At 38.2% G+C, this 16,255-nt stretch carries 14 protein-coding genes, 1 tRNA gene and 2 pseudogenes; 12 read left to right on the top strand and 5 right to left on the bottom strand.

Annotated elements, in window-relative coordinates; all coding sequences use genetic code 11:
• Nucleotides 1–3: 3 nt before the first annotated feature.
• The 4 genes from miaA (at nucleotide 4) to efp (ending at nucleotide 3,431) form a co-directional block, all read left to right on the top strand.
• A complete protein-coding gene (gene miaA / locus ACQV2S_RS05920) occupies nucleotides 4–960 on the top strand; it encodes a tRNA (adenosine(37)-N6)-dimethylallyltransferase MiaA (protein WP_428876143.1) in 957 nt (318 codons plus the stop codon).
• The gene (gene hflX / locus ACQV2S_RS05915; protein WP_428882404.1) at nucleotides 953–2,182 is read left to right on the top strand and encodes a GTPase HflX; all 1,230 of its coding nucleotides are present in this window, start codon (nucleotides 953–955) and stop codon (nucleotides 2,180–2,182) included. The genes miaA and hflX overlap by 8 nt, the downstream gene beginning before the upstream one ends.
• 24 nt (nucleotides 2,183–2,206) lie before the next feature.
• Entirely contained in the window at nucleotides 2,207–2,773 is a 567-nt protein-coding gene (def, locus tag ACQV2S_RS05910; RefSeq protein WP_428874293.1) for a peptide deformylase, read from the top strand.
• A gap of 94 nt (nucleotides 2,774–2,867) precedes the next feature.
• Complete coding sequence (efp, locus tag ACQV2S_RS05905) at nucleotides 2,868–3,431, top strand: elongation factor P (protein WP_428874295.1); 564 nt, start codon at nucleotides 2,868–2,870, stop codon at nucleotides 3,429–3,431.
• Between the two features lie 97 nt (nucleotides 3,432–3,528).
• Here efp and ACQV2S_RS05900 read toward each other — a convergent pair.
• The 3 genes and pseudogenes from ACQV2S_RS05900 to ACQV2S_RS05890 form a co-directional block, all read right to left on the bottom strand.
• Nucleotides 3,529–3,663: pseudogene (locus tag ACQV2S_RS05900) on the bottom strand (rhodanese-like domain-containing protein); the annotation flags it as partial.
• Nucleotides 3,664–3,767: 104 nt separating this feature from the next.
• The gene (locus tag ACQV2S_RS05895; protein ID WP_428885182.1) at nucleotides 3,768–4,034 is read right to left on the bottom strand and encodes a hypothetical protein; all 267 of its coding nucleotides are present in this window, start codon (nucleotides 4,032–4,034) and stop codon (nucleotides 3,768–3,770) included.
• 356 nt (nucleotides 4,035–4,390) lie between these two features.
• Nucleotides 4,391–4,464 (bottom strand) — tRNA-Arg (locus ACQV2S_RS05890).
• A gap of 292 nt (nucleotides 4,465–4,756) precedes the next feature.
• On the opposite strand from ACQV2S_RS05890, the gene pdhA reads away from it, so the two are divergent.
• The 4 genes from pdhA to lpdA all read left to right on the top strand — a co-directional run bounded on the left by pdhA (nucleotide 4,757) and on the right by lpdA (nucleotide 10,051).
• Entirely contained in the window at nucleotides 4,757–5,866 is a 1,110-nt protein-coding gene (gene pdhA, locus ACQV2S_RS05885) for a pyruvate dehydrogenase (acetyl-transferring) E1 component subunit alpha (protein WP_428875356.1), read from the top strand.
• A gap of 2 nt (nucleotides 5,867–5,868) precedes the next feature.
• Complete coding sequence (locus tag ACQV2S_RS05880; RefSeq protein WP_428874299.1) at nucleotides 5,869–6,846, top strand: alpha-ketoacid dehydrogenase subunit beta; 978 nt, start codon at nucleotides 5,869–5,871, stop codon at nucleotides 6,844–6,846.
• Between the two features lie 72 nt (nucleotides 6,847–6,918).
• Nucleotides 6,919–8,637 (top strand): dihydrolipoyllysine-residue acetyltransferase, encoded by a 1,719-nt coding sequence (locus ACQV2S_RS05875; protein ID WP_428885180.1) that lies wholly within the window; start codon nucleotides 6,919–6,921, stop codon nucleotides 8,635–8,637.
• A 7-nt stretch (nucleotides 8,638–8,644) separates the two neighbouring features.
• A complete protein-coding gene (gene lpdA, locus ACQV2S_RS05870) occupies nucleotides 8,645–10,051 on the top strand; it encodes a dihydrolipoyl dehydrogenase (protein ID WP_428874301.1) in 1,407 nt (468 codons plus the stop codon).
• 156 nt (nucleotides 10,052–10,207) lie between these two features.
• Here the strand turns inward: lpdA and ACQV2S_RS05865 are convergent, their stop codons facing one another.
• Together ACQV2S_RS05865 and ACQV2S_RS05860 are read right to left on the bottom strand one after the other, a co-directional pair.
• Nucleotides 10,208–11,617, bottom strand: coding sequence for an MATE family efflux transporter (locus tag ACQV2S_RS05865; RefSeq protein ID WP_428885178.1), 1,410 nt, complete (start codon nucleotides 11,615–11,617; stop codon nucleotides 10,208–10,210).
• Nucleotides 11,618–11,877: 260 nt separating this feature from the next.
• Nucleotides 11,878–12,137 (bottom strand): annotated as a pseudogene (locus ACQV2S_RS05860) (integrase core domain-containing protein); the annotation flags it as partial.
• Nucleotides 12,138–12,496: 359 nt separating this feature from the next.
• Here ACQV2S_RS05860 and ACQV2S_RS05855 point away from each other — a divergent pair.
• From ACQV2S_RS05855 to ACQV2S_RS05840, 4 genes are all read left to right on the top strand, one after another.
• Nucleotides 12,497–12,772 carry a UPF0223 family protein gene (locus tag ACQV2S_RS05855; protein WP_428875364.1) on the top strand — a complete coding sequence of 92 codons (276 nt, stop codon included), beginning with the start codon at nucleotides 12,497–12,499 and terminating at the stop codon, nucleotides 12,770–12,772.
• Between the two features lie 9 nt (nucleotides 12,773–12,781).
• Nucleotides 12,782–13,561, top strand: coding sequence for an inositol monophosphatase family protein (locus tag ACQV2S_RS05850; protein WP_428875365.1), 780 nt, complete (start codon nucleotides 12,782–12,784; stop codon nucleotides 13,559–13,561).
• Between the two features lie 9 nt (nucleotides 13,562–13,570).
• Complete coding sequence (typA, locus tag ACQV2S_RS05845; RefSeq protein ID WP_428874312.1) at nucleotides 13,571–15,400, top strand: translational GTPase TypA; 1,830 nt, start codon at nucleotides 13,571–13,573, stop codon at nucleotides 15,398–15,400.
• 139 nt (nucleotides 15,401–15,539) lie between these two features.
• On the top strand, nucleotides 15,540–16,142 hold the full coding sequence (locus ACQV2S_RS05840; RefSeq protein ID WP_428874313.1) for a superoxide dismutase: 603 nt from the start codon (nucleotides 15,540–15,542) through the stop codon (nucleotides 16,140–16,142).
• Nucleotides 16,143–16,255: the final 113 nt, after the last annotated feature.

Here is a 16,255-nt window from a genome sequence, read left to right as displayed (position 1 = left end):
TGTTTGAATAAACTACCGATAGTAGTGATTACAGGACCAACAGGAGTTGGGAAAACCACTCTTTCAATCCGTTTGGCTAAACGTTTCAAAGGGCAGATTATTAATGCGGATTCAATGCAAGTATATCGTGGATTGGATATTGGAACAGGAAAAATTAAATCGGAAGAAATGTCAGGAGTACCTCACCATCTCTTAGACATCTACGACCCGCAAGATAATTATGATGCCAGTCAGTTTCAGGCCGATGCCAATCGTGCAATCGAACAAATTTCGGCGGAAGGAGACTTGCCCATATTAGTGGGGGGGACAGGTCTTTATTTAGAGGGTTTACTTTATGACCTTTCATTTGGTGGTCAGGAATCAATGGATTCTCACTACCGTAAACATTTAGAAGAAAGATTGCAAAACGAAGGCGAAGGTATTCTATGGCAAGAATTGAATGCTATCGACCCTTTAGCTGCAAAGAAAATCCCAATACAAAATGGCCGTCGGATTGTACGAGCTTTAGAAGTTATTAAGCAAACAGGCAAACTTTTTTCAAGTCAGACCGATATAAGTAACCGTCAATCACGGTTTAATGAATTATTGATTATTTTAAATCGTCCGCGCGAGGAATTGTATAGTCGAATTAACCGCAGAGTTGAATTAATGGTCGAAGAAGGATTGGAAAATGAAGTCCATCAGCTGTATCAGCTTAACAAAAATCTAGAGCTTTCAAGTATGAAAGGTATTGGCTATAAAGAGTGGTGGCCTTATTTTGAGCAAAATCAATCACTTAAAGAAACGATTACGACTATCCAGCAAAATAGCCGGCGCTATGCAAAAAGACAATTAACTTGGTATCGTAACCGCATGAAAAATCAGCATTGGATTGATTTAAGCAATCCAGATTATGAAGATGAAGCAAATGAATTAATCGCAAATTTCCTAGAAGAAATTGAAAGGGAGAAAAATGATTGAAACAAGAAAAGGGCCTGAACGAGTCCTAATAGTGGGTATCCGAACGGATACTTATCAAGAAGATCGTTTTATGGAATTAATCTCAGAGATGGAATCCTTGACCCAAACAGCAAAAGGTGTGGTCATTAAAAAAATGATACAAAACTTACCCAGACTCAATCATCATTCTGCCGTTGGGTCTGGCAAGTTAGAAGAAATCCGGCTCTATGTAGAAAGTGACGCTATTGACCTAGTTATCTTTTTTAATGCACTCTCACCAAGTATGAACAAAGTAATTGAGGCTGAATTAGGTGTGAAAGTCATTGACCGTGTTCAATTAATCCTCGATATCTTTGCCATGCGAGCTAAGAGTCGCGAAGGAAAGCTACAAGTTGGTTTAGCGCAATATCAATATTTATTACCAAGAATTGGTGGCCAAGGTAAGTCTCTGTCTCGTTTGGGAGGAGGGATAGGTACCAGAGGTCCAGGTGAAACGCAATTAGAGACCGATCGCCGTCATATCCGCTCTCGCATTACCCAAATAAAAAAAGATTTGCAGGAAGTGGTGCAGCATCGTAAACGAACACGCGAAAATCGCCACAGTGGTCGTGAGTTTAACATTGGCTTAGTAGGCTATACTAATGCTGGCAAATCGACTATTTTGAGTCAAGTAACGGAAAGTGAAACTTTCGTACAAGATCAATTATTTGCCACTCTAGATCCTCTCACTAGACAATTTGCCATTCATGGTCACCCAATGTTTACTTTGACAGATACCGTCGGTTTTATTGAAGAACTACCTACTCAATTAATCGAATCCTTCAAGTCAACATTGGAAGAAATCCGTTATATGGATGTCTTACTACATGTGGTTGATGCTTCCAATCCTGCCCATCTCATGCATGAAGAAACAGTCAACCGTATTTTGAAAGATATTGAAGCAGACCATATTCCGGTTTTAACGGTTTATAATAAAAAAGATGCAATGGAAGAGTCATTTGTTGCTGTTCAAAAACCAAATATAACGATTTCCGCTTTAGAAGCGACGGACATTGAAAAATTAAAAGAAGCGATTTGGGCTCTTTGTATTCAGTCAGCTGAGGCATACTCTGTAAAAATTTTACCCGAAGAAGCAGACCTCTTATCGCATTACCAACAAAATACGCTAGTCGAGAGTTTAGACTTCGATGAAGAAAATCAATTCTATCGAGTGACAGGATACCGTCGTAAACAAAATGACTAGCAGAGACTATAAAGGAGGATGAAAATGTTAACGATGAAAGATATTATTAAAGAAGGTCACCCAACCTTGCGTTTAAAAGCAAAAAAGGTAACTTTCCCAATGGATCCTTCGTTAAAACAAAAAGCCATGGAAATGTTAGAGTTTCTAAAGAATAGCCAAGATAAGGAAAAAGCAGAAAAATATGGGTTAAGACCGGGGGTAGGTTTAGCAGCCCCACAGATAAATATAAGCAAACAGATATTTGCTATGCATATTTATCAATTTGATGATGAAGGCAACATTTCTGGTGAAGAAATGAGTCAAATTTTCGTTAACCCAGTGATTACGAGACACTCTGTTCAGGAAGTCGCTTTAAGTGAAGGTGAAGGGTGCTTATCAGTGGATCGTGAAGTAGAAGGTTATGTGCCTCGTCCACAAAGAATAACACTCAAGTATCAAGATCTGGAAGGGAATGAACATAGTTTAAAATTAAGGAATTATCAAGCTGTGGTAGCTCAGCATGAAATTGATCATTTGCATGGTATCATGTTTTATGATCATATTAATGAGCAAGCGCCTTGGTATGCTAACAAGGATTTAATAATAATTTAGTTTAAGTATTAGCTAATCTAGAGAATAGATTGTTTGAATTTAATATTCTATGATATAATACTTAAGTAATTTGAAGAAGTTAGGAGAAGATAAGATGATTTCAGCAACAGATTTAAAAGCCGGTATGACTTTTGTGGACGAGGGAAACTTGATTAAAGTTTTAGAAGCTAGTCACCATAAACCGGGTAAAGGAAATACTGTTATGCGTATGAAGCTTCGTAATGTTCGCTCAGGTGCAACCTATGATACTACTTTTCGACCTGATCAAAAGTTTGAACGCGCATATTTAGACACTAAAGAAGTTCAATATCTTTACAAAATGGACGGTATGGCTGTGTTTATGGATTTAGAAACATACGAGCAATATGAACTGCCAGCTGATACCATTGAAAATGAGCTATTCTATTTATTAGATAATATGAACTGTAAAATTCAATTCTTCGGTCATGAAGTAATCGGAGTTGAATTACCAGGAACGGTTGTCTTGACTGTTTCGGAAACTCAACCTTCGATTAAGGGAGCAACCGTTACTGGCTCAGGCAAGCCGGCTACAATGGAAACAGGTTTAGTTGTAAACGTCCCTGATTTTATTGAAGCAGGTGAAGCATTAGAAATTGGAACAGCTGACGGATCTTATAAGGGAAGAGCTAACAAATAAGTTTAAAAGACGCAGCTTAATGAATTTTTTATATCATGATTGTTCGAAGATAAAAGCCCCTTGCTGATTAAAGATTCAGCAAGGGGCTTTTAATCAGTTAATCAAGTTCAGTAAAGGTTGCCCAATTATAATAAGAACCTTCATAGTTCTTAACATTTTCAAAACCTAACATTTCCATAATTAATTGCATATAGGCCGAACGAATATTGCTTGGACAATAAGTGACGATGGCATCCTCTTTATTAAATCCTTATTCTATGAAAAGAGCTTCGAATTCTTCATTTGATTTTAATAAAACCTCCTCATTATAAAGGTCTGTATTCTGTATATGGAATATTAATTGCGCCAGGCAAATGACCACCTTTTTTTAAGTGAGTCAAGGATTTTATAATCGGCAATTGTCTCAGTTAATTTGTGTGTATCAATAACAGCTGTACGATCGATATCTTTGACAGTTGCTTCCACTGGATCTAAGGTTATTTGATCTTTAACCAATTGAATATCAGATTTAGCAATTGCTCCTGAAACATGGCCTTTTTTTGCTTCTTTTTGACCGCGGGTGTCAATAATTATAGTATCTGAATTGCCAAATCTGGAAGCCAAATAATTGACATCAACGATATAAACTCCATTGAAACGATTGAAATCAGCTTTATCTCCATTTAACTCACGCTCAGCTGTTTCAGCACTTGAGTTCTCCGTGTCACTTGCAAATGCAATAAAACTGTTATACGAGCTAAGACCTAGTGATAATAAAAATACTAAAAGTATATTTGTGATTTTTTATAATACTCTTCCTTCATGTATTTTAGTACTATTGAGTAATAAATGGTAATAAACATCTGTGAAATAATTATATAAGTAGAAGCAACCTATCAGAATATTAAATAATCAAAATAAAAACCACCTCAACGAACTCTATTAATAGAGAACAATTGAGGTGGTTTAATGTTATAAAATATGCCAGGCAGGATTCGAACCTGCGACCTACGGTTTAGAAGACCGTTGCTCTATCCAGCTGAGCTACTGGCACATAACAGCTACATTATTATAGTTTTTTTTTTTTTGATTGTCAAGCTGTTTCATAAAAAATCACTAAATATAACAGATTATCACTGAAAATTATAACAGATAAAACAGAGTTCTTTGTGCATTTTTTATCAAAGTTTATTATAAAAACCTATGATTTAATTGTAATTGTATGCATAACTCATCTTTTTTCTTGCAATTGGGCAGCTAAGGTGTTATCGTTGAAAATGAGCAATTATTGCTACAGTTTTAATTTAACTGTTATTAAGGACAAAAAATGAGAGGAATGTGAAAGAATGGCACGAGCTAAAGCAAAAGTGACAATGGATGAATTATTGATGCCAGATAATTTTGATTTTTCAATGGTTCAAGTGATGGATGAAGCGGGGAAGATTGTTAATCCAGATCTTTTAGGTGATGTTACTGAGGAAGACATGGTTAAATTTATGGAAGAAATGGTTTGGGCTCGCGAATTATTTGAGCGTTCAACAGCGCTTAACCGTCAAGGACGTTTAGGTTTCTATGCTCCAACCTCTGGTCAAGAAGCTTCTCAATTAGGTACTGTATTGGCTACTGAAAAAGAAGATGTACTGTTACCTGGTTACCGTGATGTTCCTCAATTAATTAAGCATGGACTTCCTTTACATAAGGCTTTTCTATGGTCAAAAGGACATGTAGCTGGATCAACTTTTGATGAAGACCTAAAGGCGTATCCACCACAAATTATTATTGGTGCACAGTATGTTCAAGCAGCGGGAGTTGCCTTAGGAATTAAAAAGAATAAACGACAAGCGATTGCGATGACATGGACGGGTGATGGTGGTTCTTCACAAGGAGACTTTTATGAAGGAATTAACTTTGCTGGTGCATATCAATCACCAGCTGTCTTTGTTGTTCAAAATAATGGCTGGGCGATTTCAACGCCCCGTTCTGTCCAAACAGCCGCACCGACTTTAGCTCAAAAAGCTGTAGCAGCCGGCATTCCTGGTATTCAAGTGGATGGGATGGATATTTTAGCTGTTTATGCAGTTACAAAGGCTGCTAGGGAATATGCGATTGCAGGTAATGGACCGGTACTAATCGAGACTGTTTGTTATCGTTTTGGTCCTCATACCCTTTCTGGAGATGATCCAAAACGTTACCAAGCAGAAGGCTCTCAAGCAGAATGGCGCGCTAAAGATCCTTTAATTCGTATGCGTAACTACCTAACTGCTAAAGGACTTTGGTCAGAAGAACAAGAAGAAGAAGTTATTCAAAGGACAAAAGAAGAAGTTAGAGATGCCATTAAATTAGCTGACCAAGAACCAAAACAAAAAATCTCAGATTTTTTAAAAAATATGTATGAGACACCAGATTTTGTAACACAAGAACAAATTAGTAAATTTGAAGCAAAGGAGAATAAATAATTATGGCTAAATTAACAATGATTGAGGCTATTACAGAAGCCTTAGCCAATGAATTGCGCACAAACGACCGCACACTTGTTTTTGGAGAAGATGTGGGTAAAAATGGTGGGGTTTTCCGAGCTACTCAAGGCTTACAAGAAGAATTTGGCGAAGAACGTGTAATGGATACACCGTTAGCTGAATCTGGTATAAGTGGCATGGCTATCGGGCTAGCTCTTGAAGGATTCCGTCCAATTCCTGAGATTCAATTTAATGGATTTGTTTTTGAAACAATGGACTCTGTTGTAGCTCAAGCCGCGCGTACCCGTTACCGTATGGGAGCTTCCCGTAACCTACCAATTACATTCCGTTCTCCTTTTGGTGGAGGAGTTCACACACCTGAGCTTCATGCAGACTCATTAGAAGGTCTCTTAGCTCAATCACCAGGCCTTAAAGTGGTAATTCCTTCTAATCCATATGATGCTAAAGGCTTATTAATTTCAGCGATCCGAGATAACGATCCAGTGTACTTTTTGGAACACATGAAATTGTACCGTTCTTTCCGTGAGGAAGTTCCAGAAGGAGAATACACTGTTCCTTTAGGCAAGGCAAAAGTTGTTAAAGAAGGTACAGACTTAACTTTAATTGCATATGGTGCTATGGTACAAGAATCGGTCAAAGCAGCAGAAAAATTAGCTAAAGAAGGCGTTGATGTTGAGGTACTTGACTTAAGAACAGTTCAACCATTAGATATTGAAACAATTATTGCTTCGGTAGAAAAAACAGGAAAAGTAATTGTAGTTCAAGAAGCGCAACGTCAAGCGGGTGTTGGAAGCAAAGTGATTGCTGAGATTTCTGAACGTGCAGTTCTTTCTCTGAAAGCACCAATTGGATTCGTAGCTGCTCCTGATACCATCTTCCCATTTGGAATGGCTGAAAGAGACTGGTTACCAAATGCAGAAGATATTGTGGCCAAGGCTAAGGAATTAGAAGATTTTTAGACGATAAATGATTTCAAGCAGATGTTCCATCTGCTTGCTTTCGAGTCAAGTTAAGAAAAGGAGAAAAATTATATGGCATTCCAATTTAAATTACCAGCTTTGGGCGAAGGGATTATGGAAGGTGAAATCGTCTCTTGGGCGGTTAAAGAAGGAGACACAATTAAAGAAGATGACACTTTAGTCGAGGTCCAAAATGATAAATCCGTTGAAGAATTACCTTCTCCAGTTTCTGGAACTATAAAAAAAATTCATGTAGCAACCGGTCAAATTGCTCAGCTCGGTCAAATAATTGTTGAAATTGATGCGCCAGGATTTGAAAACGAAGCTAACCCTGAGAGAGAAGAAACGCCGGCGAGTCCAGCCAAAGAAGCATCTGATTCAAAAGTAGATCAAACAGCAAAAGCCAATTCGAACACAGCATTTTTCCAATTTAAATTACCTGCTTTGGGAGAAGGGATTATGGAAGGAGAAATTGTTTCTTGGTCCGTAAAGGAAGGTGAAACAATTAAAGAAGACGAAACCTTAGTAGAAGTTCAAAATGATAAATCAATTGAAGAATTACCTTCTCCAGTTTCTGGCATCGTTAAGAAAATTCATGTACAGACTGGTCAAATTGCGCAATTAGGGCAAGTTTTAGTTGAAATTGACTCGCCAGAACACAATGGTCAAACCGACAATTCAACTAGTAGGGAAGAACAAGGAGAAGCGCTAGCAAACTCTTATGATGATGCAGCATCTCCAGCTGAGAAAAACCCAGTAATTGAAACGACGGTAACTAAAGAGGTACCACATGTTCAAGGGTTATCGGATGAAGAGGCAGCGAACCGTCGCGTATTAGCAATGCCATCCGTTCGTAAACTTGCACGTGATAGGGCAATTGATATCACACGAGTAGCAGGAACCGGCAAGAACGGTCGCATCACAGCCGAAGATATTAATAACTTCGCCGCATCGGCCAAAATGGAGTTACCAGTTAATAAGTCTGAGCAAAAAGTGGCTACTTCTAGCACAAATGAAGAAATTGCGGCTAAAACGGAAGCTCAACAGTCAAAATCTGAAGCCAAGCCATTTGTATCCAATCAAACTGAGCGTGAAGAACGTGTGCCTTTATCAGGCACTAGAAATGCCATCGCTAAGGCAATGGTCAATTCTAAGCATACGGCTCCCCATGTTACTTTATTCGATGAAGTTGAAGTGTCTAAACTATGGGAACACCGTAAGAAATATAAGGTCATTGCTGCTGATAAAGAGGTCAAATTGACTTTTCTTCCATATGTTGTGAAGGCTTTAATCGCAGCTGCTAAGCAATATCCAGTGATAAATTCATCAATTGATGATGTTTCTAATGAAATTGTTTACAAAAACTATTATAATGTAGGTATTGCGACAGATACAGAACGGGGACTATACGTTCCAAACATTAAAGAAGCTAATACTAAGAATATGTTCCAAATTGCTAATGAAATTGTTGAGCTTTCTGAAAAGGCTCATGATGGTTCATTATTGATGTCTGAAATGTCAGGTGGAACAATGACTATTTCAAATATTGGTTCAGCCGGCGGAAAGTGGTTCAGCCCGATTATCAATCATCCTGAAGTAGTCATCTTAGGATTCGGTTCGATTGTGCAACAGCCAGTTGTCAATGAAGCGGGTGAATTAGCTGTGGGACGTGTATGTAAGTTGTCATTAAGCTTTGACCACCGTATTGTTGATGGAGCAACTGCACAGCGTGCACTGAATGAAGTGAAACGTTTTCTTGCAGACCCAGAACTATTATTAATGGAAGGATAGTGATCAAATGGTAGTTGGAGATTTCGCAATGGAATTGGATACCGTCGTAATTGGAGCAGGTCCTGGAGGCTATGTAGCAGCTATTCGTGCTGCACAGCTTGGACAAAAAGTAGCAATTATTGAAAGAGAATACTTAGGAGGCGTTTGTTTAAACGTGGGTTGTATTCCTTCAAAAGCCTTGATTCAAGCAGGGCACGTGTATCATCAAGCAAAACATGGTGAAACATTTGGTGTTTCTACTTCAAATGTGGAAATTGATTGGGAAAAAACCCAAAATTGGAAGCAAAATGAAGTTGTAGCGAAAATGACTTCTGGTGTGGAAATGCTTCTTAAGAAAAATAAGGTGGAGATTATTGAAGGAGAAGCTTTCTTCTCTGATAAAGATACTCTTCGCGTTGTCAACGGTGAAGAAGCGCAAACCTATACTTTCAAAAATGCAATTGTTGCAACAGGATCTCGCCCTATTGAAATTCCAGGTTTTGAATTCAAAGGCCGTGTGATTGACTCAACAGGTGGATTAAACTTGCCTGAAATTCCTAAAGATCTAGTGGTTATCGGTGGTGGAATTATCGGTACAGAGCTAGGAGGCGTTTATGCAAACCTAGGAACAAATGTGACTATCTTAGAAGGATCTAAACAATTTATTCCTTCATTTGAAAAAGATATGACACGTCTTGTTGAAAGAGATCTAAAAGCTTTAGGAGCCGAAATCGTCACAAACGCAATGGCTAAGAAGGCTGAGGAAAAGGGAGACCGTGTGGTTGTAACTTATGAGCGCAAAGGTAAAGAAATTCAAGTTGAAGCGGACTATGTAATGGTTACTGTAGGACGCCGTCCAAACACTGACAACTGTGGTTTGGAACAAGCAGGTGTTGAATTAGATGAACGTGGATTGGTTAAAGTAGATAATCAAGGACGTACTTCTAATCCAAACATTTTTGCCATTGGCGATATCGTTCCTGGAGCCATGTTAGCCCATAAAGCTTCATTCGAAGCGAAAGTTGCTGCATCAGCAATTTCTGGTGGAAAAGACATTGTTGATTATAAAGCCATGCCGTCTGTATGTTATTCTGACACTGAATTAGCTTCAGCAGGACACACTAAGGACTCTGCTAAAGAAGCGGGGATTGATGTAACTGTAACTAAATTCCCATTTGGTGGTAATGGCCGTGCAGTAGCTTTAGATCACTATAATGGTTTTGTTCGTTTGGTTACAAGAAAAGAGGACGATGTCATTATCGGAGCTCAAGTGGCTGGGCCAAGTGCCTCAGATGTATTAGCAGAAATCACCCTCGCAATTGAAGCCGGTATGAATGCTGAAGATATTGCCTTAACTGTTCATGCGCACCCAACGTTAAGTGAAGCAACGATGGATGCAGCTGAAGCAGCACTCGGCATGCCAATTCACATGTAATAACTCTATAACCCCTGATAGAACAACTTCTATCAAGGGTTTTTTTATTCGTTTTCTAAAAGGGACAGTATTTAATAATCAACTAGGGGAAAAATTTAAGCCCCATGCAAAAATCATGCAGGGGGCTTAAATTTTAAGGTTAGACGATTTGCATCCTTAAAGAGGAGGCAGTGTTCCCAGATCCTTTTTTGGCATTGATTGGAATTGATGATAAATGACATAGCTAGCTAAGATAAAAGCCATTACGTCCGCGATAGGGGCTGCCAAAGGGACTTGTTCGACACCGAACTGGTGGCCAAAAAACAAAATGAGGGGAAGCAAGAAAAAAATCTGTTTACTAAGGGCCAATAATGCACTCTTAAAGCCATAACCAATGGCTGATAGGAGATTTGCCATTCCAATGTGCATGCCTATAATAACCGTCATGAATAAAAAGCTACGTAAGTAATGCATGGCATAAGTAAAGTATAACTCCTCACCATTACCAAAGATACGGATTAAAGGACGGGTGAGGGTTTGGAAGATAACAAACATTATTAATGAGAAAGCGGCTAAAACTTTCATCTCTAATTTGAAAGTGTCTCTAACGCGCTGATAGTTTCTAGCGCCGTAATTGACACCCAAAATAGGTTGAGCTCCTTGAACGATTCCGATGACAACACCTATGAACAAGGTGTTAATTTTAATGGTAATACCAGCAGCAGCGATTGGGATATCCGCTCCGTAAATAGAGTTGGCTCCGGCAAATTTAAGAGTATTATTGAGGACAATTTGAACGACGGTATTTGACAACTGAAAGACAAAAGAGTTGATACCCAGTTTAAATATTTGCCAAAGTTCGTTCAGCTGGATAGTTATTTCACGAAAATGAATGGATACTAGTTTGAATTTTGGAATATAAGCAAGAATAAAAAGTCCTGAGACTATTTGCCCGATAATTGTGGCCAAAGCAGCACCACGCATTCCCCAATTAAATCCGAAAATAAACAGAGGGTTCAATGCTATATTGATTGCTGCCCCTACGAGAACACTTATCATGGAGTATTTTGCACTACCATCTGCTCTAACGAGATTTGCTCCACCAATATTCAACATAAAAAAAGGAATGCCGATAGCAATAATTTGTACATATTGAACGGACAGAGGATAAACTTTTTCAGTAGCTCCGAAAAACTTCATTAGTGGACCTGCTTGCCAAAAGATTACAAGAGCGAGAAGAATTCCCGATAAAAGTAAAAATCCAAAGGCTGTTGCGAGTGTATTGCGAGCCGTAGTGAAATCTTTTCGACCAATAGTTAAATTAAAGTTAGCAGCGGCGCCAATTCCTGTGAGTAATCCGATGGCTAAACAGACCGTCGTTATCGGAAAAGCGATATTGGTTGCTGCATTTCCTAAATAGCCAACTCCTTGTCCAATAAAGATTTGATCTACGATATTGTAAAGAGAGTTGGCCAGGTTGGCAATAATACTGGGAATTGCAAATTGTTTAAGTAATTTGGACACGGGTTCAGTTTCAAGAGGGTTGTGTATGTTAGGAATTTCAAGCGAGGGATTAGTTTCTGTCACAAATTTCTTCCTTTCTTAGCAAATTTATTTTTATTATGATAATCGACTTCCCATTATAACATAAAAAAATTCTAAAGGTAAAACGATCCAATTAAAAAAGAAAATTTGTGATCTAGAGTTGTCAAACATATGTTACACAAGGTGCTTCTAAAATGGCATGCTTATGTCTTAGCGTCTAGCCCTCAAACTCTTTATATCTGTCAAAGAGGAAAGCGGAGCGATCCTTGACAGAAATAAAGAATTTGAGATCATGGGCAAGACTAAGCAGGCTTGCTCCTAAAGTATTTACGTACTACTTCATTGGGACTCTTAAAATTTAAAACTTTCGATGGATATTATTGCCTCGGTTCACATATCGACGATGTGCTTTCTTCAATTCTTGCACACTCTTAAATTCTCGACGATTGTAGAATCGTTCCCCATCTTCTCGGTGACTTCTTTCAACTATGCCGTTCTGCCATAGAGAATAGGGACGGGTCTTGAGATACTCTATCTCCTTACTCTCTGATATCTCTTCAAAAAAGTATGCTTAACGCTCAAAGTAGTCCCGAAAGTGGAAAGAGAGTTTACCAACACTCTTTCACCGGAGTATTATGCCTTTCTAAACAAGCAAGAAACAGATCCATGAATGAAAGATAAAAAGATACGTTGCAAATAAAACACTATTTTTAACATTTTATATTTGAGGCGTTCAAAATATTGAATGTGAGGAGTTTTTGACGGTAATTAGTATGCTCTATTGACTAGGATCCGCTTTTTGATTGAGTAGAACAATGTATCTTATTAAGAAAACGTTTTATATTCGAAATACTTTTTCATTTGCGTAAAAATGCGTTATATTAGTATTAACCGAAGTGAATTTGTTGGAGGTGTAATAAGATGTCTAGTTATTCCTATCCATTAAATGAAGATTGGTCAAGTCAAGAAATTACGATCGTTGTTGATTTTTTAGCAGGGGTTGAATCCGCCTATGAAAGAGGAATTAGAGTAGAACGGATTAAAGATAAGTATCGAGCATTTAAAGAAATTGTCAATTCGATAAGTGAAGAAAAACAAATTGATCGTGAATTTCAAGCGGCTTCGGGATACTCTATCTATCGATGCATGCAAAAAGCTAAAACATTGAAAGATTCCCAAACGTTAAAAATGCCTTAGGAGGTCACTATGGATTTTCAATTACATCAACGTGTAATATCTTGGTTAAAAACAGCTGGGGACTCGTTGATCGCTTCCTTGAATACCAATTTAATGGTTGAAGAAAAAACGAACGCAAGTGATTTAGTCACACGGATGGATAAAGAAGTAGAAGCCTATTTTACCCAACAAATTAACACTTACTATCCCGACCATCGTGTATTAGGCGAAGAAGGAAAGGGACATTCGATTAAAGAGACTCATGGAGTCTTATGGATAATTGACCCGATTGATGGAACTTTGAATTTTGTCAAGCAAGGGCGTTTTTTTGGCGTCATGATTGGTATATATAAAGACGGTCGGCCGCTAGCGGGCTATATCTATGATGTAATGCAAGGCGATCTTTATTATGGGTTTGTCGGTCAAGGCGCTTTTTTGAATGATCGTCCTCTGATACCATTAGAAATTAATTCGTTAGAGCAAGGGCTTATGGTGACAAACGCCCACATTTTAGTTGAAAACCAATTTAATAGTCAAGCATTATTACATGCATCTCTGGGTTCAAGGTCTTATGGTTGTGCAGCTTATGAAATGATTTCCGTTATTAGAGGGGAATCCGCTTTTTATTTAGCAAGTCGTTTAATGCCGTGGGATTTTGCAGCGGGAGTAGCAATTTTAGAATCTTTAGGTTTTAAGTATAGTCAACCTAACGGACAGGATCTGAACCTTTTAACAGCGAATCCTGGTCTCTTCTCTAACGCTGCAGTTTATGAGGAAGTATTACAGATAATTAATTCAAAAGAAAATTAGGAGAATTTAATGAAAATAAGAAATGACATAAGAAATATTGCAATCATTGCCCACGTTGACCATGGTAAAACCACTTTGGTTAATGAGCTCCTTAAGCAATCGGATACTTTAGATGCTAGAGCTCAGATAGACGATCGTGCAATGGATCGCAATGATATTGAAAGAGAACGTGGCATTACCATCTTAGCTAAAAATACAGCTGTAAATTACAAGGGAACACGGATCAATATCATGGATACGCCTGGACACGCAGACTTCGGTGGTGAAGTAGAACGTATTATGAAAATGGTTGATGGCGTTATCTTGGTAGTAGATGCTTATGAAGGTACTATGCCTCAAACACGCTTTGTGTTGAAGAAAGCCTTAGAAGAAGGTAAGACTCCTTTAGTGGTTGTTAATAAAATTGATAAGCCATCGGCTCGTCCGGAGGTAGTTGTTGATGAAGTGCTTAACCTATTGATTGAATTAGGCGCAGATGATGATCAATTAGAGTTCCCAGTTGTTTATGCTTCAGCTATTAATGGGACTTCTTCGCTTTCTAGTGATTTGCAAGACCAAGAAAATACCATGGATCCAATTTTTGAATCAGTAATTGAACATATTCCAGCACCAATTGATAATTCAGATGACCCACTGCAGTGTCAAGTCACCATGCTTGATTACAATGACTTTGTCGGCAGAATTGGAATCGGTCGCGTTTTCCGTGGCAAGATCAAAGTTGGGGATGCGGTAACGGTTATTAAGATTGATGGCTCTAAGAAGAATTTCCGGGTGACAAAATTATATGGTTTTCTTGGATTAGACCGAATTGAAATTAAAGAAGCGATGGCCGGAGACTTAATTGCAATTTCTGGAATGGATGATATTTATGTAGGAGAAACGATTGCTTCAGTTGATAATCCAGAGGCTATGCCATTGCTTCATATCGATGAGCCAACTCTAGAAATGAACTTCTTAACCAATAATTCTCCATTCGCTGGCCGTGAAGGGAAGTATGTTACTGCGCGTAATTTGGAAGATCGTTTGATGCAGGAATTGCATACAGACGTTTCTTTAAATGTTACGCCAACAGACTCGCCAGATACTTTCAAGGTGGCTGGACGTGGGGAGTTACATTTATCGATCTTAATCGAAAATATGCGACGTCAAGGCTATGAATTCCAAGTCTCACGTCCGCAAGTGATTATAAGAGAAATCGATGGCGTTAAGTCAGAACCATTTGAACGTCTTCAAATCGATACCCCGGAAGAATACATGGGGGGCATTATCGAGGCTATCAGTAATCGTCGGGGTGAAATGGCAGATATGGTTCACTCTGGCAATGGACAGATTCGTCTGGTCTTTTCAATTCCAGCTCGTGGTTTAATTGGTTTCTCAACCGAATTTATGTCTTTAACAAGGGGATACGGCATTATGAACCATACTTATGATGAGTACCGTCCGGTGATTAATGTAGAACTTGGTCAGCGTCGTAACGGAACCTTAGTTTCCATCGATAGCGGTCAAGCAACCACATATTCAATTATGAATCTTGAGGATCGTGGAACGATTTTTGTTGAACCTGGTACGGAGGTATATGAAGGAATGATTGTTGGCGAACATAATCGTGAGAATGATTTGACGGTTAATATCACTAAAGCAAAACAATTAACGAATGTCCGTTCAGCTAACAAAGACCAAACAGCTGTGATTAAATCCACTAAAAAAATGACATTGGAAGAAGCTATACAATTCATGGCAGATGATGAATATTGTGAAATTACACCAATGGCAATCCGTTTACGCAAACGTATTCTAGACAAATCAACCCGTGAAAAAGCGAAAAAAAATAAAAAATAATATAAACATAGAACTCGAAGATAATAAAAGAGTATCTTTGGGTTCAATGCCTTTGTGAATAGATATATAAGCATATTTCTTTGTCTGACTATAGTGGCATGATATGATAAAGATCATAACAGAATTAGGAGGAGTAAAAATGACATTCAAATTACCTGAATTACCCTATGCATATGATAATTTAGAGCCCGCTATTGATCAAAAAACCATGGAGATTCACCATACTAAACACCACAATGGTTATGTTACTAAATTAAACGCAGCCGTTGAGGGAACCGAGTATGCTGACCAATCGATTGAAGAAATTATCAAGAGCTTAAAATCACTTCCAAGTGATATTCAAACAGCTGTTCGCAACAATGGTGGAGGCCACTATAACCACTCGCTATTCTGGGAATCATTACAAGCTCCTCAAGAAGACAACAAGCCTTCTGGAGACTTAGCTAAGAAAATTGATGAAGAATTTGGGTCTTTCGAAAAATTCCAAGAAGAATTTACAAAAGCTGCAACCGGTCAATTTGGATCAGGTTGGGGTTGGTTAGTTAAAGATGGCGACAAACTAAAAGTTTTAGGCACTCCAAATCAAGACAATCCTTTAACTGAAGGTTTAACTCCTTTATTAGGTTTAGACGTTTGGGAGCATGCTTACTACTTAAACTATCAAAATAGACGTCCGGACTACGTTAAAGCTTTCTGGTCTATTATTAATTGGGACAAAGTTGCAGAACGCTTTTCAGCATAATATTTATGAATAAATAAGTATAATGATTATTTTTAAAACTATCTATTTAGTTTTCACTTACTTTCCAAGTTTTTAAACTTAAGAAAAGTAAGTGCTTTTTTAATTCCTAGTCA

The sequence above is a fragment of the Facklamia sp. P13064 genome, from assembly GCF_050409425.1.
Classification (GTDB): Bacteria; Bacillota; Bacilli; order Lactobacillales; family Aerococcaceae; genus Facklamia.
Note: the sequence above shows the minus strand (reverse complement) of the source record. Positions and strands in the feature narration are given on the sequence as shown.